The sequence below is a fragment of the Microbacterium sp. W4I4 genome, assembly GCF_030816235.1.
Lineage (GTDB): Bacteria > Actinomycetota > Actinomycetes > Actinomycetales > Microbacteriaceae > Microbacterium.
This window is the reverse complement of the sequence record NZ_JAUSXT010000001.1, coordinates 233,069-256,576: the sequence shown is the minus strand read 5'-3', so window position 1 is coordinate 256,576 and position 23,508 is coordinate 233,069. Positions and strand designations below refer to the sequence as shown.

The following is a 23,508-nucleotide window of genomic DNA, read 5'->3' as shown; positions in this document are numbered from 1 at the left end:
GAGCGGGGTCGGTGGTTCATCCACCGGCCCCGCTTTTTCTATGCTGCCCGCCCTTTCTATGCTGTGAGGGTGACCGTTCAAGTCGTCCTGGTGCACGGCATCCGCACCTCCGCCACGATGTGGCGCGCGCAGCTCGCCCATCTGGACGCGGCGGGCGTACCCGCGACGGCCGTTGATCTGCCCGGGCACGGCACGCGGATGGACGAGGACTTCACGCTGCACGAGGCGCTGCACACGATCGACGCGGCCGTCCGTGCGGCGGCAGAGGCTGGGCCCGTGCTCCTGGTCGGGCACTCGATGGGCGGGCTGCTCTCGCTCGCGTACACGGGTGGAGCGGAGCCGCCGCCTGTGGCGGGCCTGGTGGCGGCGTCGTGCAGCGCCCTCCCCCGCGGCGCCGCTCTGCGGGCCTACCGCCTGCTCGCCGGGGCGATGGACTCGCTTCCGGGTCGTGGGCGCTGGCTCAGCGACCGGGTGCTGGCGGCGACGATCCCCCTCGACACGCGCACCGACTTCGGAGCGGGCGGATATGCGCTGGACGCACAGGATGCCGCACTGCGCAGTCTCGCCGCACTGGACATCGCCGCGGCGGTCGCACGCATCGACATCCCGCTGTGGTTCGTGAACGGTCAGTTCGACCAGTTGCGCGTGAATGAGCGGCTGTTCCGTCGACTGGCTCCGCAGGCGGAGCTGATCCTCGTGCCGCGGACGACGCATCTGGTGACCGCCATGCGACCGCAGGCGTTCAATGCGGTGCTGGGACTGGCTCTGGCTGTCGTGCAAGCCCGGTCATGAGCCCACCGGCGACCGAGAGCACGGCCGCCATCAGGAACACCAGCCAGAATCCGCCGACCAGCGCGACCAGCGCCGCACCGAGCATGGGCCCGATGAGCTGCCCCAGCGCCGCCGTGACGTTGACGATGCCCAGATCCTGTGCGTGGTCCTGCTCGTCGGGAAGCAGGTCGGTGGCGAAAGCCAGACCGACGGTGGAGAAGGCGCCGTAGCCGAGTCCCATCAGAGCCGCCGCGACCATGGTCATCTCGAAGGTCGGCACGACGACGATGGCCACCCCGGATGCGGCCTGCACGAAGGTCGCCGCGACGGTCAGGCCGCGACGACGTCCGGTGCGATCGGAGAGGATGCCGGTGAACACCGAGGCGATCACGACGAACACCGTGTACACGACGATGAGCAGGAGCAGATTGTCCTGAGCCTGCGCGTGGGGCTGGTTCAGGCCGTGCAGCAGGAAGAACAGGAACAGGGCCGTGCCCAGCGCGTTGCCGATGTTGGCGACCAGACGCCCGGAGAGCATCCAGGCGAAGTCCCGGTCGCGCAGCGACGCCAGCCGCACCCGCGTGCGCGGCGGCAGATCGGATGCGGCGGCGGGCGGGTCCGGAAGCAGGAGGGCGGTCACGGTGCCGACGACGGCGATCACTGCCGCGAGGAGCAGATAGCCCGCGAGCACGCTCAGCCCCAGCAGGACGACCAGCCCGACGCCCATGACGATCCCGACCGCCTGGCTGGAACCCACGGCCGAGGAGGCGGCTCCGCGCTGAGAAGGCGGCAGCTGGTCGGCGATCAGCGCCGTGAATGCCGCGGATGCCACGGAGACTCCGATCGACACGCCCACCCAGCAGGCACCCACCAGCCACGGCCCGTCCGCGAAACCGGTCAGCACGAGGAACACGGCCGCGATCCAGACGCCGACCAGAGCCCACGGGCGGCGTCTCCCCCGCGTGGAGCGCGAGCGGTCGGAGATCGCGCCGACGAGGGGACCTGCGACGATGCCGGCGAGACCGCCGACGCCGAGCACCAGGCCCGAGGAGACCACGCCGCGGATCCAGTCGTCCTGCGGAGTGTCCAGCTGCAGAGGCAGCAGGAGTTGGACGGGTGTGAGCTGCACCGTCCAGATGGCGAGCCAGGCGAGGGTGAACAGCGTCATCCAACCGGCGCCCCTGCGAGTGGTGCCGGTCATCGACGGGCTCCGTCATCAGTGCGCGAGTCATCGGTGCGAGAGGCGCGGATCAGGTCGCGGTACCAGTCGTACGAGGCCTTGGGCGTGCGGATGCCGGAATCGAAGTCGACATGCACCAGGCCGAAGCGCTGGGTGTAGCCGTCCGCCCACTCGAAGTTGTCCATCAGAGACCAGATCGTGTACTCCTCGACCCGCACGCCCTGTGCGATCGCCTGCTGCACGGCGCCGATGTGCGCGCTCAGATACGCGATGCGGTCGTCGTCCTGCACCCTCGTCGCCGTGCCAGGCTCCGGGAAGGAGGCGCCGTTCTCGCCGATGATGATCGGCGGCATCTCCGGATGCCGGTGAGCGAGGTCCAGGAGCAGATCGCGCAGTGCATCGGGGACGATCGGCCATCCGAATCCGGTGATGGGCGCATCCGGCGTCGGCTGCAACTCGAAGGGCAGCGGGCTGTCCTCGGGCGGCGCCGCGACGGTGGTCGGGTTGTAGAAGTTGACTCCGTAGAAGTCCAGGGACGCCGAGATCAGCTGCAGGTCGCCGTCCCGCACCGGGAGCGGCGGCAGCCCGAGCGCTTCGATGTCGGGATAGGCGCCGGCGAGCAGCGGTTCGGAGAACATCCTGTTGTGGATCGTGTCGTACAGGAACGCCGCCATCAGATCGGCATCCGATGAGCTGGCGGGCAGGACCCGGGTGTGGTTGTTGGTGAGCCCGACCTGGGTGGCGCCGGCCGCGCGCAGCGCGGCCGAGGCCCTGCCGTGGGCGAGCAGCTGGTGGTGCACGGTGGGCAGCGCGCCGAACAGCAGCTGCTGCCCCGGTGCCAGCTCGCCGGTGCCGTAACCCTGCAGCGTGGTCATGGCGGGTTCGTTCAGCGTGTACCAGCCGCGAACCCGGTCCCCCAGCCGATCGGCGACGAGGGCCGTGTAGTCGGCGAAGCGCTCTGCGGTGTCTCGCTCGAGCCAGCCGCCCGCGGCCTCGATCTCGCTGGGCAGCTCCCAGTGGTACAGCGTGGGAAACGGTGTCACGCCGCGCTCCAGCAGTCCGTCGACCAGGCGAGAGTAATGATCCAGGGCGGCCTGGTTCGCGGGACCGGTGCCGCCGGGTTGGATCCGCACCCAGGGGATCGAGAAGCGGTACCGGTCCACACCGAGGCCTGCCACGAGCTCGATGTCGTCGGCGGTGCGCCGGTAGCTGTCACAGGCAGGGTCGGCCGTGCTCGCATCGATGACGGCATCCGGCCGGTCGACGAAGTCGTCCCAGATCGAGCGACCGCGGCCGTCGGCGGTGCGCGACCCCTCGATCTGGAAGGCCGCCGTGGCGGTGGACCAGCGCAGGCGAGGTGCATCGCTGAGGGCAGTGTGCGGGGAGGTCATCGTTCTCCTTGACGTCGTCGTCCGGGTACCGTCGATTCTGCACCCAGTACCGCGTTCTGTGCGACCGGATCCCGTGCGGGTCGTCCGACGCGAGGCTCGCGAACCTCCTCCGTTCGGCGCCGGGGCCGAGTGCTGGTAACATTGACTCTTGGCTTGCGTGTGGGTTCGTCCTTCACGACCGCTGTCGGCGCCCTCTCTCGTCTGCAGCATCCGATAATCATCCAGACAGAAAGCGTTCACACGTGGCAAACATCAAGTCGCAGATCAAGCGCAACAAGACCAACCTGAAGGCTCAGGAGCGCAACAAGGCCGTCAAGAGCGAGCTGCGGACCGTCGTTCGCAAGACCCGCGAGGCCATCGGCGCCGGCGACAAGGCCGCCGCTGAGGCCGCCCTCAAGGTCGCATCGGTCAAGCTCGACAAGGCCGTCAGCAAGGGCGTCGTCCACAAGAACCAGGCGAGCAACCGCAAGTCGTCGATCGCCAAGCAGGTCGCCGCTCTCTGAGCTCCGATCGCTTGAGAAAGGCCCGTCCCGTTCCGGGGCGGGCCTTCTTCGTGTCCGTGCGCGGGTTCCGCGTGCTCAGGAACCCGTGGGTGCACCGAAGGGCTCACGGGTCGCGATGACGGCGACCATCCGCTCCAGCGCGAAGATCGGGTCGCGCGCGGCGCCCTTGACCTCGGCATCCGCGCGAGCCGTGGCCTGGATCGCCATGCCGAGCGAGCGCTCGTTCCAGCCGTTGAGGTCGCGACGCGCACGATCGACCTGCCAGTCCTTCATGCCAAGGCGCTGGGCGAGCTGGCGGCTCGGCTCGCGGTTGCCGGCGACTCGCGCCATGGTGCGCAGCTTCATCGCGAACGCCGCGACCATCGGCACCGGGTCCGCCCCGGATGCCAGTGCGTGGCGGAGCGCGATCAGCGCCTCGCCGTAGCGTCCGGCGATGGCGGTGTCGGCGACCACGAACGCGGACACCTCGACCCGACCGCCGTAGTACTTGGTGACGATGTCGTCGGTGATGTCTCCCTCGACGTCTCCGATCAGCTGCTGGCACGCCGCGGCGAGCTCGGTGAGGTCATCCGCGAACGCGGAGACGAGCGCCCGCAGCGCCGTGGGCGCGATGCGCTTGCGCGCCGCCTTGAACTCCCCCGCCGCGAAGTCCACGCGGTCGCCGTCGCGCTTGACGGCGGCGCAGGGGATCTCGATTCCGTCGCCGGTGCCGGCGCGCACGGCGTCGAGGAGCTTCTTCCCTCGCACGCTGGCTCCGGTGTGCCGGAGGATGACGGTGGCGCCCTCCTGCGGGTGCTCGATGTACTTCACGGCCTCCTGCAGGAACGCGTCGGAGCATTTCTCCACGCCCGAGACCCGCACCAGCCGCGGCTCGCCGAAAAGCGAGGGCGAAGTGAGCCCGAGCAGGGTGCCCGCGGCGTAGTCGTCGGCGCGGATGTCGCTGACCTCGAGGGAGGGATCCTCCGCGCGCAGGTACTCGCGGACACCGGCGACCGCCCGCTCGGCGAGCACCTCTTCCGGCCCTGAGACCAGCACGATCGGCGCGGGTCGCGGCTCGCGCCACGGAACCTGGGGGATCTTCGCGCCCTTCACCGCAGCACCGCCGCGCGCGCCGGATCCGCGGGAGGAGGAACGAGGGGCGGCCATGGATCCAGCCTACCGGCGGCGCCGACATCCCTGCGGTGCCATGGGGATCTCATCCGCCGTCCGGCGGCGACTTCGCCGACCAGACCAGCAGCTCGTCCTTCCGCGCGCCGACCAGGATGAGCCCGCGCAGGTCGGTGCGCAGTGCACGGGAGCCCACGGCATCCAGGAACGCCAGCGTCTCGGCCCGCGGATGCCCGTAGTCGTTGTCCGCGCCGACCCCGATCAGCGCGACCGGCGCGCGCACCTCGGCATACAGCTCCGGCTCCTGGTCACCGCTGCCGTGATGGGCGACCTTCACGACCGCGTACGTTCCGCGCACCCGGCCCGACGCGAGCAGCATCCGCTGGGACACCGCACCCAGGTCTCCGAGCAGCAGGGCTCGGGGGATCCCGCCGCCTGCGATCTCCAGCACCACGCTCGCATCGTTCCCGGATGGGAAGACCACCGGGTCCGCTTCGGGCCAGAGCACCTTCCAGCGCGCCTCCCCGAGGCTGCCGGACATGCCGATGCTCGCATCCCGCACAGTCGCGCCCGCACCGGCGAGGTCGGCCAGCATCCGGTGCTCGTCGTCCTCGGCGACCGGTCCGTGCAGCACGGTGCCGACTCTGCCGACCACGGCGGAAGTACCGCCGACGTGGTCCAGGTCGAAGTGGGTGAGCACCAGCAGATCGATGCGGGAGACTCCGGTCTGAGCGAGGCACGACCGCAGCGCGTCCGGATCGGGCCCGGTGTCGATGAGTGCGATCCGGTCGGCGGAGCGGATGAGCACGGCATCCCCCTGTCCGATGTCGCACATCGCGATGGTCCACTCCCCCGGACTCGTCAGCCTCGCCAGCGGACCGTCCAGGAGCATCCGAGACCCGCCGAGCCCCAGAGCGACGACCAGGACGACCACGGAGGCCGTCCGCAGCCTCCGCGACCGCGGCCAGACGAGCACGACGGTGGCGGCCGTGCTGATCACACCGACGAGCATCGCCGCGACCGGGCCCGCGACCACGGCGATCGTGGCGCCGGGAAGCCCGGCGCTGACGGTCGCCGTCATGTCGATCCACGCGGCGGGCAGCCAGGCCGCCGCGGCCAGCAGATCGGCCACCGCCGGCACCGCCGAGGTCAGACAGGCCAGCAGCCCGATCACCGTGGCGATCGGTGCGGCCGGCGCGGCGATGAGGTTCGCGGCGACGCCGACGAGCGACTGCTGCTCCGAGAACAGCGCGATGATCGGCCCGCACACCACCTGAGCCGCCAGCGGCACCGACAGTGCGAGCGCGAGCGGCACCGGCATCCATCGCCCCAGACCCCGCAGCAGCGGTCGGGACAGCACCAGCAGCGCCGCTGTCGCGGCGGCCGACAGCGCGAAGCCTGGTGAGGCGGCGAACCAGGGATCGGCGATCAGCAGGCCGCACACGGCCAGCGAGAGCATCGCCAGCCCTGCGCTGGGGCGCCCCAGCAGCACGCTCAGCATCGCCAGCGCCGCCATCACCGCCGCGCGCACGACGCTCGCCTCCGGAGTGACGAGCACGACGAACGCGCCCAGCGCGAGCAGCGACAGCGCCACCCGCAGCAATCGGCTTCCGCCCGCGAGGGAGACGAGCCAGAACACGGCCGCGACGACGATCATGCAGTTCGCTCCGCTGACCGCCGTCAGGTGACTGAGCCCGGATGCCAGCATCGCCGCGTTCAGCTGCTCGGAGACCGCCCTGGTGTCGCCGACCGCCAGGCCGGGCAGCAAGCCGGCGCCCGGCTCGGGCAGCCGGGTGGCACGGGCGACGAACTCCGCCCGCGTGCTCGCCGCGATCGCGAAGATCCCGGATGCCGGCGACACGACCTCCGCGTCGGTGGCGAAGATCACCAGGCCAGCCTGCTCGGAGGGCTCGGTTCCCTTGGCCTGCCCGCTCACCTCCACCACGGCGCCCAGGTCCACGCCGTCCACGGGGTCCACTCCGATCCGCACGGACGCACTGATCGGATCCATGTCTCCCGGCGCGCCGAACCGAATCGTCTGCGCATCGAACCAGAGGCGTCCGTCGGAACCCACGGATGTCGAGGACGACACCGTCACGATCGCCGCCACAGCCCGCCCGTCGGACTCGCCGAGCACCGCGCGCTGCGGCTGGGCCGCGGCGACGCTCAGCCCGACGGCGCAGCAGCACAGCAGGGTCAGCACGACCAGCCCGTTCATCCGCAGGCCGCTCGCCCGCGTCACGCGGCAGGCGACCAGTGCCAGCACCGCTCCGGTGCCGCATGCGCCCGCCATCGGCAGGGCGATCATCGGCAGCTGGATGCACAGCAGCGCGGACGCCCAGAGGATGACCGCCAGCAGGCTCGTGCGCAGGTCCTTCACACCCGCACCTTGCCCTGGAGGCCCGCGAGCAGCTTCTCCCCGATGCCAGGCACGGCCATGAGGTCCTCGACAGCGCGGAACCGGCCGTTCTCCTCACGCCAGTCGATGATGCGCTGCGCGAGAGCCGGTCCGATCCGCGGAAGCGTCTCCAGGTCGGCCAGCGTCGCGGCGTTCAGGTCGATCGTGCCGTCCGCGCCGACCGCGGAGGCGCCAGTGACACCCGCCGCCGTCTCCTCGCCCTGCCCGGGAACGACCACCTGCTCCCCGTCGCTGAGCGGACGGGCGAGGTTCACCGCCTTCAGGTCGGCGGTCTCCAGCGTGCCGCCGGCCGCGGCCAGGGCGTCGACCAGGCGCGCATCCGGATCGAGGATGTACAGCCCGGGGTGCGCGACCTCGCCGAGCACGTGCACGTACAGTCCGCCGCCGGAATCGACCGTCACCTCGCTGCTGTCGCTGCCGTCATCGAGCGCGATGGCGTCCATCGGGGCGGCCTGCCCGCGCAGGATCCCCCAGCCGACGGCCGCGGAGAGCACCACGAGCCCGAGGGTGATGGCCGCGCCGATCCCGAGCCGCAGACGCGGACGCGACGGGGCGTCTGTCGGTTCCGAGGCGGGCACTCCGTCACGCTACGCATCCGCTGCGACGCTCGAACGGCGCTTCCCGGCGGATGTGGAGAACTCCTGCACATCGCGGGGATGTGCAGGAGTTCTCTTGATCCAGGGGTCTCAGCCCTTGACGGCGAAGTTCACGATCTTCGGAGCGCGCACGATCACCCGCACGATCTCCTTGCCCTCCAGGGCCCGCTGCACGCGCTCGTCGGCACGGGCCGCGGCCTCCAGCTCGGCATCCGAGATGTCGGCGGGCACGTCGATCGTCGCGCGCACCTTGCCGCCCACCTGCACGGCCGTGGTGACGGTGTCCTGAACGAGCAGCGCGGGGTCGGCATCCGGCCACGGAACGGCGCTGACGGACGGCTCGTGTCCGAGCCGCGCCCACAGCTCCTCCGCGGTGTGCGGGGTGATCGGCTCCAGCATCAGTGCGACGGTCTCGGCGGCCTCGCGCACGGCGGGATCCGCCGCGCCGGCACCGGTGTCGATGGTCTTGCGGATGCCGTTGACCAGCTCCATCAGACGGGCGACCAGCACGTTGAACTTGGTCTGCTCCAGCAGTCCGGGCGCATCCGCGAGCAGTCGGTGCGTGATGCGGCGGAGTCCGGCATCTCCGGTGGCGGCATCCGCACCCACCGGGCCGGACGTCTCGTCGCCGACGCGCAGCACGCGGGAGAGGAACTTGTGCGCACCCGAGATGGACACGCCGTTCCACTCCTTGTCGTCCTCCACCGGGCCTGCGAATGCCAGGCCCAGGCGCAGGGCGTCCGCCCCGTACCGGCCGAGCAGGTCGGACAGTTCGACGAGGTTGCCCTTGCTCTTGGACATCTTCGCGCCGTCCATGATCACCATGCCCTGGTTGACCAGGTTGGTGAACGGCTCGTCGAAGTCGATCAGGCCCATGTCGTGCAGGACCTTGGTGATGAACCGCGCGTACAGCAGGTGCAGGATCGCGTGCTCGACGCCGCCGAAGTAGCCGTCCACCGGCGCCCAGCGCTTGGCCTCTTCGGGGTCGAACGCGAACTGATCGCTGTTCGGCGAGAGGAAGCGCAGGAAGTACCAGGAGCTGTCCACGAACGTGTCCATGGTGTCGGTGTCGCGCAGCGCCGGCTCGCCGGATGCCGAGTCCACCGTGCGCACCCACGACTCGGCCGCTCCCAGCGGCGACGTGCCCTTGGGACGCAGATCCAGTCCCTCCACGCTCGGCAGAGTGACCGGCAGGCGGTCCTCGGCCACCGGAACGACCGAACCGTCCTGCAGGTGCAGCATCGGGATCGGGGTGCCCCAGAAGCGCTGACGGGAGATCAGCCAGTCGCGCAGGCGGAAGTTCTTCGCCGCGCGACCGGTGCCGGCGGCCTCCATGCGCTCGATGGTCGCCGCGATCGCGGCGACCTTGTCGAGACCGTCCAGCTCGCCGGAGCCGGTCATCCGGCCGTTGCCGACCAGCGCCGTACCGGTGACGGCGGGATCCAGCTCGGCCAGGTCGCCGCCCTCGTTCGCGCCGCCGTCGACGGTCGTGTCCACCACGATCCTCACCGGCAGATCGAAGGCGCGAGCGAAGTCCAGGTCGCGCTGGTCGTGCGCGGGCACGGCCATCACCGCGCCGTGGCCGTAGTCGGCCAGCACGTAATCGGCGGCCCAGATCGGCAGCTTCTCGCCGTTGACGGGGTTGATGGCGTAGCGCTCGAGGAACACGCCGGTCTTGGGCCGGTCGGTGGACTGCCGCTCGATCTCGGTCTGCTTCTGCACCGTCTCCAGGTAGTCCTGGAAGCGCGCGCGCACCTCGGCCGAAGCCCCGGATGCCAGCTCCGCGGCCAGGTCGGCGTCGGGGGCGACCACGAAGAACGTGGCGCCGTGCAGGGTGTCGGGACGCGTGGAGAACACGGTCACCGGGGCCTCACGGCCCTCGATGTGGAAGTCGACGTCCGCGCCGATGGAGCGGCCGATCCAGTTGCGCTGCATCTGCAGCACCTTGTGCGGCCAGTGCCCCTCGAGGCCGTCCAGGTCATCCAGCAGCCGGTCGGCGTAGTCGGTGATCTTGAAGTACCACTGGGTGAGCTTCTTCTTCACGACCTCGGCGCCGCAGCGCTCGCAACGGCCGTCGACGACCTGCTCGTTGGCGAGCACCGTCTGGTCGTTCGGGCACCAGTTCACGGCGCTCTTCCTGCGGTATGCCAGGCCGCGCTCGTGCAGCTTCAGGAACAGCCACTGGTTCCAGCGGTAGTACTCCGGATCGGAGGTGTGCAGCACGCGCGACCAGTCGTACGACATGCCGTAGCCGCGGAAGCCGGCCTTGTGCTGGTCGATGTTCTTGTAGGTCCACTCGCGCGGGTCCGCACCGCGCTTGATGGCCGCGTTCTCGGCGGGCAGGCCGAACGAGTCCCAGCCGATCGGGTTGAGCACGTTGTGCCCGCGGTGACGCCAGTACCGCGCCACGATGTCGGGATACAGGTAGTTGATCGCGTGCCCCATGTGCAGGTCGCCGGAGGGGTACGGGAACATGCCGAGGATGTACTTGCGCGGGCGGTCGTCATCCGCGCCGCCGGCGCGGAACGTCTCGTTCTCGGCCCAGTACTTCTGCCACTTGCCCTGGATGTCGTGCGCGGACATCGCCTCAGCGGGTGTCGCCTCAGAAGACAGTGCGTGGGACTCTGACGAATGCTCTGACAAGGAACAGCCAATCTGACGGTGCGGGACGGCCCGGATATCGGGCCCCTCCAGGTTATCGCGTGTCGGTGACCGCGGCCCACTCCGCGGGCACCCGCGCACCGAGGGCGGCCAGCGGGGCGCGCGCCTTGGTGGCGACCTCGACGACCTCGGCCTCGGCGCGCGACAGCCACGTGATCCCGCCCCCTGCACCCACGTAGGCGCCATCGGGTGTGACGACGATCGAGCGGATGATCATCGCCAGGTCCACCCGGCCGTCGAGCCCCACGTGCCCGAAGCATCCGGAGTAGACCCCGCGCGGGCCGCGCTCGAGCCCGTGCAGGATGCCGGTCGCCGACAGCTTGGGCGCGCCGGTCATGCTGCCGGCGGGGAAGGTCGCATCCGACAGATCACCGAAGCAGACCCCGTCCTGCAGACGCACACTCACCGTGCTCACCAGCTGGTGCACGGCCGGATAGGACTCCACCTCCCACAGCCGCTCCACCCGCACCGTGCCCGGAACGCCGATGCGGGAGAGATCGTTGCGCATGAGATCGACGATCATCACGTTCTCCGCGCGCTCCTTGACATCCGTCCGCAGCTCTTCGGCGAGCCGGGCGTCCTCGACGTCGTCGACGCCGCGGGGACGGGTTCCCTTGATCGGACTGGTGGATGCCGTGCCGTCCGCGACCGTGAGGAACCGCTCGGGGCTGGCGCTGAGCAGGTGCTGCTCCCCGATCCGCAGATACCCGCCGTGATGCGCGGGCGTGGCCGTGCGCAGGCGCCGATACGCCTCGATCGGGTCGGCGGGGCGGTCCACCGAGAAGCGGGTCGTCAGACACAGCTGATAGGCGTCACCGCGCTCGATGGCGTCACGGCAGTCCTGGATCATCCGCAGATACCCCCGCACGCCGTGACGAGCGATGGCCTCGCGGTCTGCTGAGATCGGGGCGGGCGGTGAAGGCGGAGTGCGGTCGATGGCTGCGCTCACCTCGGCATGCCATGCGGCGAGGTCGGAGCGCTCGGCGAGGACGAACACGCGCCCGCTCCGGTGATCGACCGCGATCGCGCGCGTGGCCGCGATCCAGGCGCCGCCCGTCGCGGCATCCGCAGTCGGGGCGCCGAGAGCGGCCGCACCGGATTCGTAATCCAGCCACCCCACCCAGCCGCCGGTGAACGGGATGTCGTCGTGGCTTGCGCTGGTGCCGGTCAGGTTCACCGCGCGCACCGCGCCCGGATCGGTCTCGATCCGCCCGCAGCCCAGAATGCTCCATCCCTCGCGCGCCTGCGCACCGGCATCCAGCCAGAACGAAGCGGGCTCATCGGCGAGAAGACGGACGAAGAGCGTCTCAGAATCGGCGGTGCCTTCCAGGGGCAGCGCCTCGAGGGAAACGGCAGAGCGGGGTCGAGGTGCGGGCACGTTCACAGCGTAGGACCACTGCCGAGGCTTTACGCTCGTGGGGTGAACGACTTCGTGCTCTGGGCGATCGAGACGGTCCAGTCCGTCGATCCGGTCTTGCGCACGGCTCTGGCGGGTCTGGCCATCATGCTCGAGACCAGCATTCTGATCGGTCTCGTCGTTCCCGGCGACACGATCGTGCTCGTCGCGGCGATCGGCGTCACCTCCTGGGGGCAGGGCGTCGCGCTCGGTGTGACCGTCGTCATCGGCGCCCTGATCGGCGAATCGCTGGGATTCTGGCTGGGGCGCTGGGCCGGCCCGCACATCCGCGCGTCCTGGCTGGGACGACGGATCGGCGAGGAGCACTGGGCGCGCTCGGAGCGCTATCTGCTGCGCCGCGGCGGCATCGCGATCTTCCTGTCGCGCTTCCTGCCCGTGCTGCACTCGCTCGTGCCGCTCACCGTCGGCATGAGCGGCTACGCCTACCGCCGCTTCATCGCCTGGACGCTGCCCGCCTGCGTGCTGTGGGCGTCGATCTACGTCGGCCTCGCCGCCGGCGCCGCCGGCAGCTACAAGGAGCTCTCGCAGCGCGTGCACTATGCCGGCTACGTCTTCGTGGGCATCATCGTGATCCTGCTCGTCGTGCTGCTGCTGGTGAAGAAGATCATCGCCAGGCGCGAGGAGCGCCACATGTCGGATGAGCCGCACTCCGACGGCTGAAAGAGTGACGACTGAAAGAGTGGAGAAGCGTGAAAGACTGGACCTGATGTCCCCAGCCTCAGCGGCCAAGATCCACTGGTTCGCTCGTCTCGAGCACCGCTTCCACGTCTGGCGCGAGCGCCGCGCCCGCCGACGCGGGCGTTCGGCGACCGTCGTCCCCTTCCCTGGGTATGCGGGAACCGGATGGGTGCGTGTGGTCGGCCGTGTGCTGATCGTGCCGCCGCTGAAGCGATCCCGCACCGAGGGCGCCGGTGTGCGCGGCTGGCGGTCGTTCGTCAGCATCCCGGTCAGCTTCGCCTCGGTCCAGATCCACATCGGGGGCCGCACCCACGATGTGGTCGCCGACCGGGGCGGCGTCGTCGACACCGTCATCGCAGCCGACCTGGAACCCGGTTGGCAGACGTTCACGATGTCGGTCGAGGGGCTCGAGCCCGTCGAGGCGACCGTGTTCGTGGTCGCCGACGGCGAGCACTTCGGCGTGGTGTGCGACGTCGACGACACCGTCATGGTGACCGCTCTGCCCCGACCCTTCATCGCCGCGTGGAACTCCTTCGTGGTCGACGAGCACGCCCGAACCCCCGTACCGGGGATGGCTGTGCTCTTGGAGCAGCTGCGCCGCGACCACCCCGGCGCTCCGGTGGTCTACCTGTCCACCGGCGCATGGAACATCGCGCCGACGCTGCGCCGCTTCCTGAGCCGCAACCTGTTCCCCGCCGGCGCCATGCTGCTCACCGACTGGGGGCCCACGCACGATCGCTGGTTCCGCAGCGGGCGCGAGCACAAGCTCAGCAACCTGCGCCGCCTGGCCGAGCAGTTCCCCGAGGTGCGCTGGCTGCTGATCGGCGACGACGGTCAGCATGACGAGGCGATCTACTCGCAGTTCCTGAGCGAGCATCCCGGGTCCGTCGCCGGCGTCGCCATCCGCCGGCTGCTGCCCGCGGAAGCCGTGCTGGCCGGCGGACGAGCCTCGGCGGAGCACATCGCCGAGGATGTGCCGTGGGTGAGCGCGGAGGACGGTGCAGGCCTGCGCGACCGCCTCGGCGAAGTCGGCCTCATCGACCCGAGCTGATCCGCGAGCGAGGGCAAGCTCAGCCCTCGACGTGGGCAGAGCCGCCGATGCTTTCGTAGGCCGGTGTCAGCGCCGTCCAGCTCTCGTCCCACGCCGGCGAGGGCGCCTGCGCCGACCAGCCGTCGGGATGGACGCTCGCACCGCTGACGAGGCATCGACCGAGATCCTCCAGGTGCACCTGCCAGCCCGCGCCGTAGAAGTGCAGCTTGTCGGCCGGAAGGCCGCGCTCCTCCACGACCAGTCGGGTGCGATCGCCCTCCACGGTCAGCCAGGCCTCGATCTGCGTGGGCTCATCGGTGTCCGCACCCATGTGCAGCAGCAGGTGATGCGGCGCATCGCAGACCTCCACCGTGCCTTCCCCGTCGGCCGTGCTGGTGAACAGCGCGTGGAAGCCGCCACCGACCCTCAGGTCACCGGAGACCTCCGCGATCCAGCGCACGAGCCGTTCCGGCATGGTGCACGCTTCCCACACATCGTCGATGTCGGTGTCGTAGACGTCTTCGACGCGGACGGCGCCGCGCCCGTCCTCCAGGGTGCGCATCGTTCCTTTGATGTTCATGATCGTTCCCTTCTTCCTCGTGCGATCTCGGTGTGCAGCGCGTCGAGGCGGTGCTGCCACAGCGCGCGATAGGTCCCCAGCCAGTCGTCCACTTCGACCAGAGCCTCCGGGCGCAGGTGGTAGATGCGACGCTGGGCGTCATGCTGCACCTCGACCAGCCCCGCCTCCCGCAGCACCCGGAGATGCCGGGAGACTCCCGGCCGGGCGATCGGAAGGGCCTCGGCCAGTTCGCCGGCAGTCGCCGGACGATCTCGCAGGATGTCCAGCACCGTTCGCCGATTGCCGTCGGCCAGCGCGTGCAGCAGTGCGTCCATGCAGCGAATGTACCCACATGCTTACGTACCCGTCAAGGTACATTTGCATTCGTCAGTGCGAGGCGGCGACCGGCGGTACCGTGAGGGTGCCGTAGCGCTGCATCCGATGCCAGCGAAGACGCGTGCCGGCGAGAGCGGTGAAGACCGACTGGATCACCACGAGATACATCATCTGGCGGTAGACGACCTGCTGCAGCGGCAGAGTCCACAACGGCTTCAGCGATTCGCCGTCCATCCGGAACGCGTACACCGCCATGCCCAGCTGCAACCCGAGGAACGCGAGCCACAGCGCCAGGATCCGCAGCGGATCCAGGAAGAGCAGCCCGTACACGGCGAACACGTCGACCACGGGGGCGAACAGGGGCAGGATCACCTGCAGCACCAGCAGGTATCCGAGGCCGCGCCGCCCGAGCTTGCCGGCCGCACCGCCCTGAAGCACCGCCCCGCGGTGCTTCCACATCGCCTGCAGGGTGCCGTAGCACCACCGGTAGCGCTGTCGCCACAGGGCCCCGAGTGAGGCGGGCGCCTCGGTCCAGGCGCGCGCGTCCTCCTGGTACACGACGCGCCAGCCGTCCCGGCAGATCGCCATGGTGAGGTCGGTGTCCTCGGCGAGCGTGTCATCGCTCACACCGCCCACACGTCGCAGCGTGTCGGCCCGGAACGCGCCGATCGCTCCGGGCACGGTGGGCATGCACTCGGCCACATCGAAGAGCCGGCGATCGAGGTTGAATCCGACGACGTACTCGATGTGCTGCCACGCGCCCAGCACGCCTCCGCGGTTGGCCACCTTCGTGTTTCCGGAGACGGCCCCGACGGCGGGGTCGACGAACGGCTGCAGAAGGCGTTCGATCGTCTCCTGCTCGAACACGGTGTCCCCGTCGACCATGACGATGATCTCGCCGCGCGCGGCGGCGATCCCGGTGTTCAGTGCCGAGGGCTTGCCGCCGTTGGACTGGCGGATCACGCGCACGTGGTCCAGCCCGAGGCGCTCGACGATGTCGGCGGTGCCGTCGGTGGAGCCGTCGTCGACGACGATGATCTCGACCGGATGCCGGGATGCGGCGATCGAACGGACGGCGGCCTCGATCCCGGCCGCCTCATTGTGCGCGGGCACGATGACGGACACGGTGCCATCGGGAAGCCACACCCTCCTCCGCGACGCGTCGCGTGCGTGGCGGCGATGCCGACGCGCCGCCACAAGCACGAGCACGGCACGCGCGAGCATCACCACTCCGCTGAGGACGAGCGCGATCTCGATCAGCGCGATCACGACGCTGCTGCCCCACAGCGTCGCGATGAGGGCCATGCCGCTCCAGTGCTCGGCGGTCGTCGCGGGCCGCATCACCCCGCTCGCGCCTCCGGTATCGCTCGCGCCCTTGGTATCACTCGCGCCCTTGGAATCACTCGCGCCCGTGGAATCACTCAGCCCGGTGGCGGCGCTCAGCGTGGTGGCTGTGATCCCGTCGTTCTCGTACTGGGTGAGCACCCGGTCGAGCGCCGCGACCGTCTCGGAGCGGTCGCCGCCGCCGTCGTGCATGAGCAGGACCTGACCGGCGTCATCGGGAGGGGTCGCGTTCTGGACGATGCGGGCGACCCCGGGGCGAGCCCAGTCCCGACTGTCCAGCGTCGACAGCACACTCAGGTATCCGGCCTCCCCCGCCTTCTGCACCACGTGCCACGTGGCGGCGTCCAGGGCGTCCGGCGTCGAACTGTAGGGAGGGCGGAACAGCGAGGTCGTCCTGCCCGTCGCGCCTGCGATCGCGCTCTGGGCGCCGGCCATCTCGAGATTCGAGCGCCAGTCGGGCGCGTCGGTGAGGTCCGCATGGGTGAGAGTGTGCGTGCCGAGTTCGTGCCCCTCGGCGAGGATCCGCCGCAGGAGGTCGGGATGCTCGGCCGCCGCCGTCCCGACCACGAAGAACGTCGCGTGCACGTGATGCTCCGCCAGCACCTCGAGGATGCGCGGGGTCCATTCCGGATCCGGACCGTCGTCGAAGGTCAGTGCCACGGTGCGCGACGCGGGGGTGACCGCGTCGATGCCGTCGCGCGGGTCGATGACCGGCCCGCCATCGCGCGCGGCTTCGGGCGCGGGAGCTGCGGCCGACGCCGGCCTGATGTCTCCGCCTGTGCTGGTGAGGTGATGGGTGTAACCCTGCACGACCAGCGCGGCGGAGATGGCCAGCAGCACGGCGACGAGGGTCACCCAGTGCGCGCGCACGCCGACGGCGCCCGCCTTCGGCGTGCTCCGCGGAATCGACGCTCGTCGCATCACGGACGGACGGGGGCTCCGGTGGGTTCGACGCGGTGTGCGGCGCCGGGGTTGGTGTCGCGCACGGTCCCACTCGCATCGCTGCTGCGCCCCGGTGTCGTCTGTGTAGGCTGCGGCGCCGGCTCCACGGCGGGAGTCGATGGCAGGGGCGTCGAGCGGGCCGGGGCCGTCTGAACGGGGGTCGGGGGGTCACTCGGGTCCGCGGAGCGCTGCGTCGAGCCGGGCGCGTCGGAGGCCGGAGTGGAGGTCGCCGGTGCGGGCGCGTCGAGGCCCTGACTCGGGGCCGGGGCATCCGCGACGATCGGCTGAGGCAGGAAGGGCGCGTCGATGCGCGGTCCGCCCAGCAGTGCGCTGAACGCGAGCAGGACGTAGATGGCGGCGACGATGATGACGGACCACAGCAGAGTGCGCACCCATCGCAGACGACGTCCTGCGGCGTCCACGAAGATCGGCGTGCGCTGCAGGGATTCGGGCATGACGAAGGGCTCCTCGGGTCGGCGACAATCGTACGCCGCGTCGCCGAAAGCTCCCTGAGTCTCCCACCCGCGTATCCTCGTCTGGTGCACATCGCTCCTCTTCCCCGCGACCAGTGGGTCGAGCGCGCGCAGCAGCATGAGGCACGCGCGGATGCGCTGACGGCGGCTCATCGCGAGCGCGCCGCGCGCGGCGAGAAGCATCCGGTGTGGGATTTCCTGTTCACGTACTACGCCTACAAGCCGGCTCTGCTGCGCCGTTGGCATCCGGGAGCCGGGGTGATCCTCGAGCACGCGCCCGAGCGCAGCGAGTGGCGGTGGTACTCCCCCGCCGGTTCGGGCGACGCCGTCTTTCCCGACGCGGCGCGGTTCCAGGCCGAGAAGTCGCAGCTCGCCGGATTGGTGGAGCGGATGCTGCGCCGAACGGCGTCGCGTCCGGGACAGTTCGGATGCTTCGGGCTGCACGAATGGGCCATGGTGTACCGCGCGGACGCGCATCGGCATCCGGCACCGCTGCGACTGGGCCAGGACGGCACGGATGCCGTGGTCGAGTCGAATGACCTGCGCTGCACGCACTTCGACGCCTTCCGCTTCTTCACCGACGACGCCGTGCCGCGCAACCGACTGCCGCTGACCCGCGAATCGCAACCGGATCTGGAGCAGCCGGGCTGTCTGCACGCCGGCATGGATCTGTACCGGTGGGCGGTGAAGCTGGGGCCGATGGTCCCCGGCGAGCTGCTGCTGGACACGTTCGAACTGGCCCGCGACATCCGTCTGCTCGACATGGAGGCCGCACCCTACGATCTCTCGGACTGGGGCGTGCAGCCGGTGCGCATCGAGACGGCCGAGGGCAAGGCGGAGTACGTGCGCCGTCAGAGGGAGTTCGCCGAGCGCGGGACCGCACTGCGCGAGCGGCTGCTGCAGGCCTGGCTGGGCTGAGCGCTACGGCGCTGTCGTGGTGTGCGCGGCGAGCTGCAATCGCAGCGCCATCACGTGCTCGGCGGCGTCCTTCAGCCGAGCCGCGGGAAGGGTTCCGTCGGTGACGGCCCGCGCGATCCCGGTGGCCATCTCCGATGCGGTGGTCGCGGTGGAGCCGGCGATCATGAGCACCATGTCGTTGCCGGCCGCGATGGCCGTGACCGCGTTGGCGACCGGATTCCGGTAGGCGTCGACGCCCGAGGAGCTCAGCATGCCCAGGTCGTCGGTGATCATCAGGCCGTCGAACCCGAGCTCGTCGCGGGCGATGGCGTGCCAGCGCGCGGACAGTGAGGCGGGGGCGGCGTCGACGGCGGTGTAGGCGAGGTGTCCGAACATGAGAGCCTCCGCACCCGCATCGACTCCCGCGATGAACGGCCCGGCATCGTCGGCGCGCCACTGGTCGAGCGTCTCCGTCGTGGTCGGGATCAGGTGGTGGGAGTCTCCGGGCGCAGCCCCATGACCGGGGAAATGCTTCAGCGTGGACAGCACGATCCCCCGCTCGCCCTTCACGGCCGCGGTCACCCGCATCGACGCGGATTCCGCATCGACGCCGAGCGCCCGCGAGGCGATGAACGACGACGGGCCGCGGGGCACATCCGCGATGATCCCGAAGTTGAGGTTTGCGCCCGTGTCGGCGACCAGCTGCGCGCGCTGCGCGAAGACCTCCTGGGTGTGCGCCGCGTCGTCGGCCTGCAGTGCGCGCCCGCCCGGCATCCGATCCCAGGGCAGTCGGGACACCGTTCCGCCCTCCTGGTCGATCGCGATCAGTGGCGGCAGGGCCGCGTCCGCGGTGAGCGCGTCGGTGACCGCCTTGACCTGTGCCGCATCGCCGGAGATGTTCCCGCCCATCAGGATGAAGCCGCCCAGCAGTGCCGCGTCGGGTCCGGATGCCATGTAGGCGCGCAGCGCCGCCGGGTCCGTGCCGTCGATATGCCCCATGACGACGGAGGCCGCCTGCTCGGTGACGCTCATGCGCTCGACGGCGGCGATCACGGGATCGACCGTGGGTGTGGGGCTGGGAGTCGACGTCGGGTTCGAGCGCGCCGGGGACGACGACGACGCCTCGTGGCCGCTCGCCGGCGCGCAGCCGGCGAGCACGACCGCCAGCGCGGCCGCCACGATCCCCAGAAGTGCTCGGCGCATGCCTGCAACGCTACGCCAGCGCACCCGCTGTCTCGCTGGGTGCCCGCTCGGCGATCGCCGTGAGCACGCGCTGCACGCCCTTGGCAGCCGAGCGCCCGGCGCGGTTGGCGCCGATCGTGCTCGCCGAGGGACCGTAGCCGACCAGCTGGACGCGCGGATCGATGACCACGGTGGTTCCGCGGCCGTTCCGGTCGAGCTGGATGCCGCCGTGCGGGCTGCGCAGGTGCAGCGGAGCGAGGTGCCCGATCGCCGGACGGAAGCCGGTGGCCCAGAGGATCACGTCGACCGGCTCGAAAGCCCCGTCGGACCAGCGCACGCCGTCGGGCTCGATCCGCTCGAACATCGGTCGACGCGCGGCGTAGGCTCCGAGTCGCTCCGCTTCGCGCTCCTGCGGGCGCAGCATGAGTCCGGTGACGCTGACGACGCTCTCCGGCGGCAGACCCTGCGCGACGCGCTGCTCGACCAGTGCGACCGCGGCAGCACCCGCTTCGGGCGTGAAGTCGTCGGTGCGCCACACCGGCGGTCGGCGGGTCGCCCAGAGCGTGTCGGTGATCGGTGCGAGCGCGCCGAGGAACTGCACGGCGGATGCTCCGCCACCGACGACGAGCACGCGCTTGCCGCGGAAGTGCTCAGGACCGGGGTAGTCGATCGTGTGCAGCTGCTCGCCGAGGAAGGTCTCCATGCCCGGGTAGTGCGGCAGGAACGGCGAGGTCCAGGTGCCGGTGGCGTTCACCAGTGTGCGGGTGCGCCACCGCCCGGCATCCGCGTGCACGACCAGAGAGCCGCCCTCGTCCGAGACCCGTGAGACCGAGACCGGGCGGAGGACGGGCAGGTCATGGGCGCGCTCGTACTCGGCGAAGGTCGCAGGTACCGCCTGATTGGCGCGCAGCGTGGAACGCGCCGGCGGAGCGCCGTCCGGCAGCTCCGCGACCCCGTGGACGTCGAGCATCGTGAGCGCGTCCCAGCGGTGCTGCCAGGCGCCGCCTGCGTGCTGGTTCGCGTCCAGGACCACGTGCTCGATGCCGAGGCGCTTCAGATGGTACGACGCGGAGAGGCCGGCCTGACCCGCTCCGATGACGACGCTCTCGAGGATGCTCACACCCACCGACAACGCGCAACGGCGCGCGGATGTTCCGTATGCTGGAGGCGAAGCGACCGCCGGGACGACCCGACGGAGAGATCACACGCAGGGACGGCCCCGCAGATTCGGCATCAGCCGTGCGCACCTCCGAGCTCCTCCGATCCGTCCTCACCCCGACCGCGGTCATCCGCCTTCTCCTGGGCTGGGGCGCTTTCCTGCTCCTGGCGGCAGTCCGTCCGCTGCTGGCAGGTCCGCTGCCGACCTGGCTGCTGTGGCTGGTCCTCGGCGGCATCGTCGCGGTGATCGTCATCAGCGCCTTCGGGGTGGTGATCGAGGCCGAGCACCTCGCGCACCGCCTCGGCGACCCGTACGGCACGCTCGTGCTCACCCTGTCGATCGCGGCCATCGAGGTGATCCTCATCGCGGCCGTGATGCTCGGCCCCGGCGAGCACGCCACGATCGCCCGCGATTCGGTGATGGCCGTGTCGATGATCATCCTGAACCTCGTGATCGGCGTCGCCCTGCTGGTGGGAGGGTCGCGTCACCCGCGTCTGCGGGCGAATCGCACCGGCGTCTCGCTGTATCTGGGGATGCTGATCGTGCTGCTGTCCGTCGCGTTCGCGCTCCCCGCGCTGATCGGCGCGGACGGCGCCTACACCGCACCTCAGGCGATCATGATGATCGTCCTGACCGTCGGACTGTACGTGTTCTTCCTGGTGCGGCAGATGGGCGCGCAGCGCGCGGACTTCCAGGAGATCGCGGATGCCGGGCCCACGGCATCCGCTGTCGGTATCACTCCCCCGTCGCTCACCGCGGTGCTGCGCCGGCATCGCACCGAGCTGATCGCCCGCTCCCTGCTGCTGATCGCGATGGTGCTGCCGATCGTGCTGCTCTCGCACGACATGGCGACGCTGCTCGACGATGCTCTGGCGCGTGCCGGTGCGCCGGTGGCGCTTTCGGGCATCCTGATCGCGTTGATCGTCTTCCTGCCCGAGGCGATCACGACCGTCCGCGCGGCGGCGCTCGGCGAGATGCAGCGAGCGAGCAATCTCTGCCATGGCGCGCTGGTGTCGACGGCGGGGCTGACGATTCCCGCGGTGCTGACCATCGGCCTGCTCACCGGCCGCCCCGTGCTGCTCGCGGAGACCCCGGTGGATCTGCTGCTGCTCGGCCTGACGCTGCTGCTGACGCTGGCGACCTTCAGCGCACGCCGTCTGACGCCCCTGCACGGGGCCGTGCACCTGTTCGTGTTCGCGCTGTACGGGGTGAGCGTCTTCTCCTGACGGCTCCGTCGAACAGGTCGCGCTCAGTCGACGCGTTCGCGCAGCACGCCGTCGTGGATCTCGAGCACGCGATCGGCGCGCGCGAGCATCGCCACGTCGTGCGTGGCCACCACAGCCGCCGTACCGCGGTGATGCACGAGCTGCGCGATGAGATCCATGATCTGCGCCCCCGTCTCGCTGTCGAGCTGCGCGGTCGGCTCATCGGCGAGCAGGATCCCCGGCGCCATCACCAGTGCGCGCGCGATGCCCACCCGCTGCTGCTGCCCACCGGACAGCTCCCCCGGACGCTGCCGTGCATGGTCCTCGAGGCCGACATCGCGCAGCGCCTGAGCGACACGGCGGTCGCGCTCGGCAGGATCGACGCGACGGATGCGCAGCGGCACCTCCACGTTCTCGGCCGCCGAGAGCACGGGGATCAGCCCGGCCGTCTGGAAGATCGATGCGATCCGCGACCCGCGCAGCGCGTCGACGTCGGTCGAGGGCGCCGCGAGGTCCGCACCGTCGACGAGGACCCTGCCCTCGGTGGGCGCGTCCAGACCGCCCAGCATCGTGAGCAGGGTGGTCTTGCCCGCACCCGAGCGTCCCGCGACGGCCACCAGTTCACCTGACTCGACGGCGAGGTCCGCATCGCGCACCGCGACGACATCACCACCCGCACTGCGGAACACCCGGGACAGGGATTCGGCACGCAGCACGGCGGTCATGACGCTCCCTCGGTCGACTCGCCGGCATCGGGCGGGATCTGCTGATCGTGCCCGGGCGCGACGCGCACATGATCCGGCTCGAGACTGAGGCGCACCCGCTCGCGCAGCTCCAGCGCCGAGACGAAGTCCGCGGGCAGCTGCATCCGCCCCGCGCGATCGAGCACGGCGTACTCCTGGGCGGTGCGCACCGAACGCCCCGCATCGTCGGTGTCCGTTCTGCGCAGCGTCTCGGTGGCGGTGCGGCCGTCGCGGATGCGCACGGTCCGCTCGACGTGCTCGGTGACGCCGGTGTCGTGCGTGACGATGAGTGTCGTCACCCCGCGCTCGCGGTTCACGGTCTCCATCGCCGCGAGCACCTCCGCGCTGGTCTGATCGTCGAGTTCCCCGGTCGGCTCGTCCGCCAGCAGCACCCGGGGCCGATTGGCGAGGGCGACCGCGATCGCCACACGCTGGCGCTCGCCGCCGGACATCTCCGCCGGGCGCCGATCGGTCACGTCGGCGGCATCCAGCAGCTCCAGCAGGTCGTCGCCGGCTGCGGCGCGTTCGGAGCGCGGCACGACGCCGGCGACATCGTGCACCATGGCGATGTTCTCCCTGGCCGACAGGTACGGCAGCAGGTTGCGGGAGGACTGCTGCCACACGAACCCCACGCTGCTGCGACGGTATCTCAGTCGCTCCGCACCCCTCATGGTCACCAGGTCATGTCCGGCCACCCGTGCGGATCCGGCGCTGGGCCGGTCGAGCCCGGCGAGGATGCCCAGCAGCGTGCTCTTGCCCGAGCCGGATGCGCCCACGACCGCGACCATCTCGCCCGTGGCCACCCGCAGCTCCAGCCCCTGCAGCGCCTGCACCTCCACACCCTGCGCGGTGAAGATGCGCACGAGCCCCTCGCACACGATCGCTCCGTCCGCCATGTCAGCCATCCTCTCCTGA

General features: G+C 70.5%; 21 protein-coding genes. 6 read left to right on the top strand and 15 right to left on the bottom strand.

What is annotated here, in order from left to right; translation table 11 throughout:
* The first annotated feature begins 69 nt into the window (after positions 1-69).
* Positions 70-792 (top strand): alpha/beta fold hydrolase, encoded by a 723-nt coding sequence (locus QF046_RS01255; RefSeq protein ID WP_307365399.1) that lies wholly within the window; start codon positions 70-72, stop codon positions 790-792.
* On the opposite strand, the gene QF046_RS01250 is transcribed toward QF046_RS01255, so the two are convergent.
* Both QF046_RS01250 and QF046_RS01245 read right to left on the bottom strand, forming a co-directional pair.
* Positions 743-1,972, bottom strand: coding sequence for an MFS transporter (locus QF046_RS01250; protein WP_307365397.1), 1,230 nt, complete (start codon positions 1,970-1,972; stop codon positions 743-745). The two genes, QF046_RS01255 and QF046_RS01250, sit on opposite strands and share 50 nt — an antisense overlap.
* Complete coding sequence (locus tag QF046_RS01245; RefSeq protein WP_307365394.1) at positions 1,969-3,342, bottom strand: GH1 family beta-glucosidase; 1,374 nt, start codon at positions 3,340-3,342, stop codon at positions 1,969-1,971. The genes QF046_RS01250 and QF046_RS01245 overlap by 4 nt, the downstream gene beginning before the upstream one ends.
* Before the next feature lie 242 nt (positions 3,343-3,584).
* On the opposite strand from QF046_RS01245, the gene rpsT reads away from it, so the two are divergent.
* Positions 3,585-3,845, top strand: a complete 261-nt coding sequence (gene rpsT, locus QF046_RS01240) for a 30S ribosomal protein S20 (RefSeq protein ID WP_307365392.1) — start codon at positions 3,585-3,587, stop codon at positions 3,843-3,845.
* Between the two features lie 75 nt (positions 3,846-3,920).
* Here the strand turns inward: rpsT and holA are convergent, their stop codons facing one another.
* The 5 genes from holA to QF046_RS01215 all read right to left on the bottom strand — a co-directional run bounded on the left by holA (position 3,921) and on the right by QF046_RS01215 (position 12,006).
* A complete protein-coding gene (gene holA, locus QF046_RS01235; RefSeq protein ID WP_307365389.1) occupies positions 3,921-4,991 on the bottom strand; it encodes a DNA polymerase III subunit delta in 1,071 nt (356 codons plus the stop codon).
* Between the two features lie 49 nt (positions 4,992-5,040).
* On the bottom strand, positions 5,041-7,332 hold the full coding sequence (locus tag QF046_RS01230) for a ComEC/Rec2 family competence protein (RefSeq protein WP_307365387.1): 2,292 nt from the start codon (positions 7,330-7,332) through the stop codon (positions 5,041-5,043).
* Positions 7,329-7,949, bottom strand: coding sequence for a helix-hairpin-helix domain-containing protein (locus QF046_RS01225; protein ID WP_307365384.1), 621 nt, complete (start codon positions 7,947-7,949; stop codon positions 7,329-7,331). Before QF046_RS01225 ends, QF046_RS01230 begins: the two co-directional genes overlap by 4 nt.
* 108 nt (positions 7,950-8,057) lie before the next feature.
* On the bottom strand, positions 8,058-10,550 hold the full coding sequence (leuS, locus tag QF046_RS01220; RefSeq protein ID WP_307365382.1) for a leucine--tRNA ligase: 2,493 nt from the start codon (positions 10,548-10,550) through the stop codon (positions 8,058-8,060).
* A 112-nt stretch (positions 10,551-10,662) separates the two neighbouring features.
* Positions 10,663-12,006, bottom strand: a complete 1,344-nt coding sequence (locus QF046_RS01215; protein WP_307365380.1) for an anthranilate synthase component I family protein — start codon at positions 12,004-12,006, stop codon at positions 10,663-10,665.
* Between the two features lie 42 nt (positions 12,007-12,048).
* Here QF046_RS01215 and QF046_RS01210 point away from each other — a divergent pair, with 42 nt between their 5' ends.
* Together QF046_RS01210 and QF046_RS01205 are read left to right on the top strand one after the other, a co-directional pair.
* Complete coding sequence (locus QF046_RS01210) at positions 12,049-12,705, top strand: DedA family protein (protein ID WP_307365378.1); 657 nt, start codon at positions 12,049-12,051, stop codon at positions 12,703-12,705.
* 46 nt (positions 12,706-12,751) lie between these two features.
* A complete protein-coding gene (locus tag QF046_RS01205; protein WP_307365376.1) occupies positions 12,752-13,774 on the top strand; it encodes an App1 family protein in 1,023 nt (340 codons plus the stop codon).
* 19 nt (positions 13,775-13,793) lie between these two features.
* On the opposite strand, the gene QF046_RS01200 is transcribed toward QF046_RS01205, so the two are convergent.
* From QF046_RS01200 to QF046_RS01185, 4 genes are read right to left on the bottom strand one after another with little or no spacing between them, the layout of a single operon-like run.
* Positions 13,794-14,333, bottom strand: coding sequence for an SRPBCC domain-containing protein (locus tag QF046_RS01200; protein WP_307365374.1), 540 nt, complete (start codon positions 14,331-14,333; stop codon positions 13,794-13,796).
* A complete protein-coding gene (locus QF046_RS01195) occupies positions 14,330-14,647 on the bottom strand; it encodes a helix-turn-helix transcriptional regulator (protein ID WP_307365372.1) in 318 nt (105 codons plus the stop codon). Before QF046_RS01195 ends, QF046_RS01200 begins: the two co-directional genes overlap by 4 nt.
* 52 nt (positions 14,648-14,699) lie before the next feature.
* Positions 14,700-16,913, bottom strand: coding sequence for a bifunctional polysaccharide deacetylase/glycosyltransferase family 2 protein (locus QF046_RS01190; RefSeq protein WP_307372615.1), 2,214 nt, complete (start codon positions 16,911-16,913; stop codon positions 14,700-14,702).
* Complete coding sequence (locus tag QF046_RS01185; RefSeq protein ID WP_307365369.1) at positions 16,913-17,389, bottom strand: hypothetical protein; 477 nt, start codon at positions 17,387-17,389, stop codon at positions 16,913-16,915. The genes QF046_RS01190 and QF046_RS01185 overlap by 1 nt, the downstream gene beginning before the upstream one ends.
* Positions 17,390-17,473: 84 nt before the next feature.
* Here QF046_RS01185 and QF046_RS01180 point away from each other — a divergent pair, with 84 nt between their 5' ends.
* The gene (locus QF046_RS01180) at positions 17,474-18,325 is read left to right on the top strand and encodes a 3-methyladenine DNA glycosylase (protein WP_307365367.1); all 852 of its coding nucleotides are present in this window, start codon (positions 17,474-17,476) and stop codon (positions 18,323-18,325) included.
* Between the two features lie 3 nt (positions 18,326-18,328).
* Here the strand turns inward: QF046_RS01180 and QF046_RS01175 are convergent, their stop codons facing one another.
* The gene (locus QF046_RS01175; RefSeq protein ID WP_307365366.1) at positions 18,329-19,507 is read right to left on the bottom strand and encodes a glycoside hydrolase family 3 N-terminal domain-containing protein; all 1,179 of its coding nucleotides are present in this window, start codon (positions 19,505-19,507) and stop codon (positions 18,329-18,331) included.
* Between the two features lie 10 nt (positions 19,508-19,517).
* A complete protein-coding gene (locus QF046_RS01170) occupies positions 19,518-20,606 on the bottom strand; it encodes an NAD(P)-binding domain-containing protein (protein ID WP_307365364.1) in 1,089 nt (362 codons plus the stop codon).
* Between the two features lie 119 nt (positions 20,607-20,725).
* Between QF046_RS01170 and QF046_RS01165 the strand changes: the two genes are divergently transcribed.
* Positions 20,726-21,871, top strand: coding sequence for a calcium:proton antiporter (locus QF046_RS01165; protein WP_307365361.1), 1,146 nt, complete (start codon positions 20,726-20,728; stop codon positions 21,869-21,871).
* Positions 21,872-21,894: 23 nt separating this feature from the next.
* On the opposite strand, the gene QF046_RS01160 is transcribed toward QF046_RS01165, so the two are convergent.
* Both QF046_RS01160 and QF046_RS01155 read right to left on the bottom strand, forming a co-directional pair.
* On the bottom strand, positions 21,895-22,575 hold the full coding sequence (locus QF046_RS01160) for an ABC transporter ATP-binding protein (RefSeq protein ID WP_307365358.1): 681 nt from the start codon (positions 22,573-22,575) through the stop codon (positions 21,895-21,897).
* A complete protein-coding gene (locus QF046_RS01155; RefSeq protein ID WP_307365357.1) occupies positions 22,572-23,489 on the bottom strand; it encodes an ABC transporter ATP-binding protein in 918 nt (305 codons plus the stop codon). The genes QF046_RS01160 and QF046_RS01155 overlap by 4 nt, the downstream gene beginning before the upstream one ends.
* Positions 23,490-23,508 lie beyond the last annotated feature (19 nt).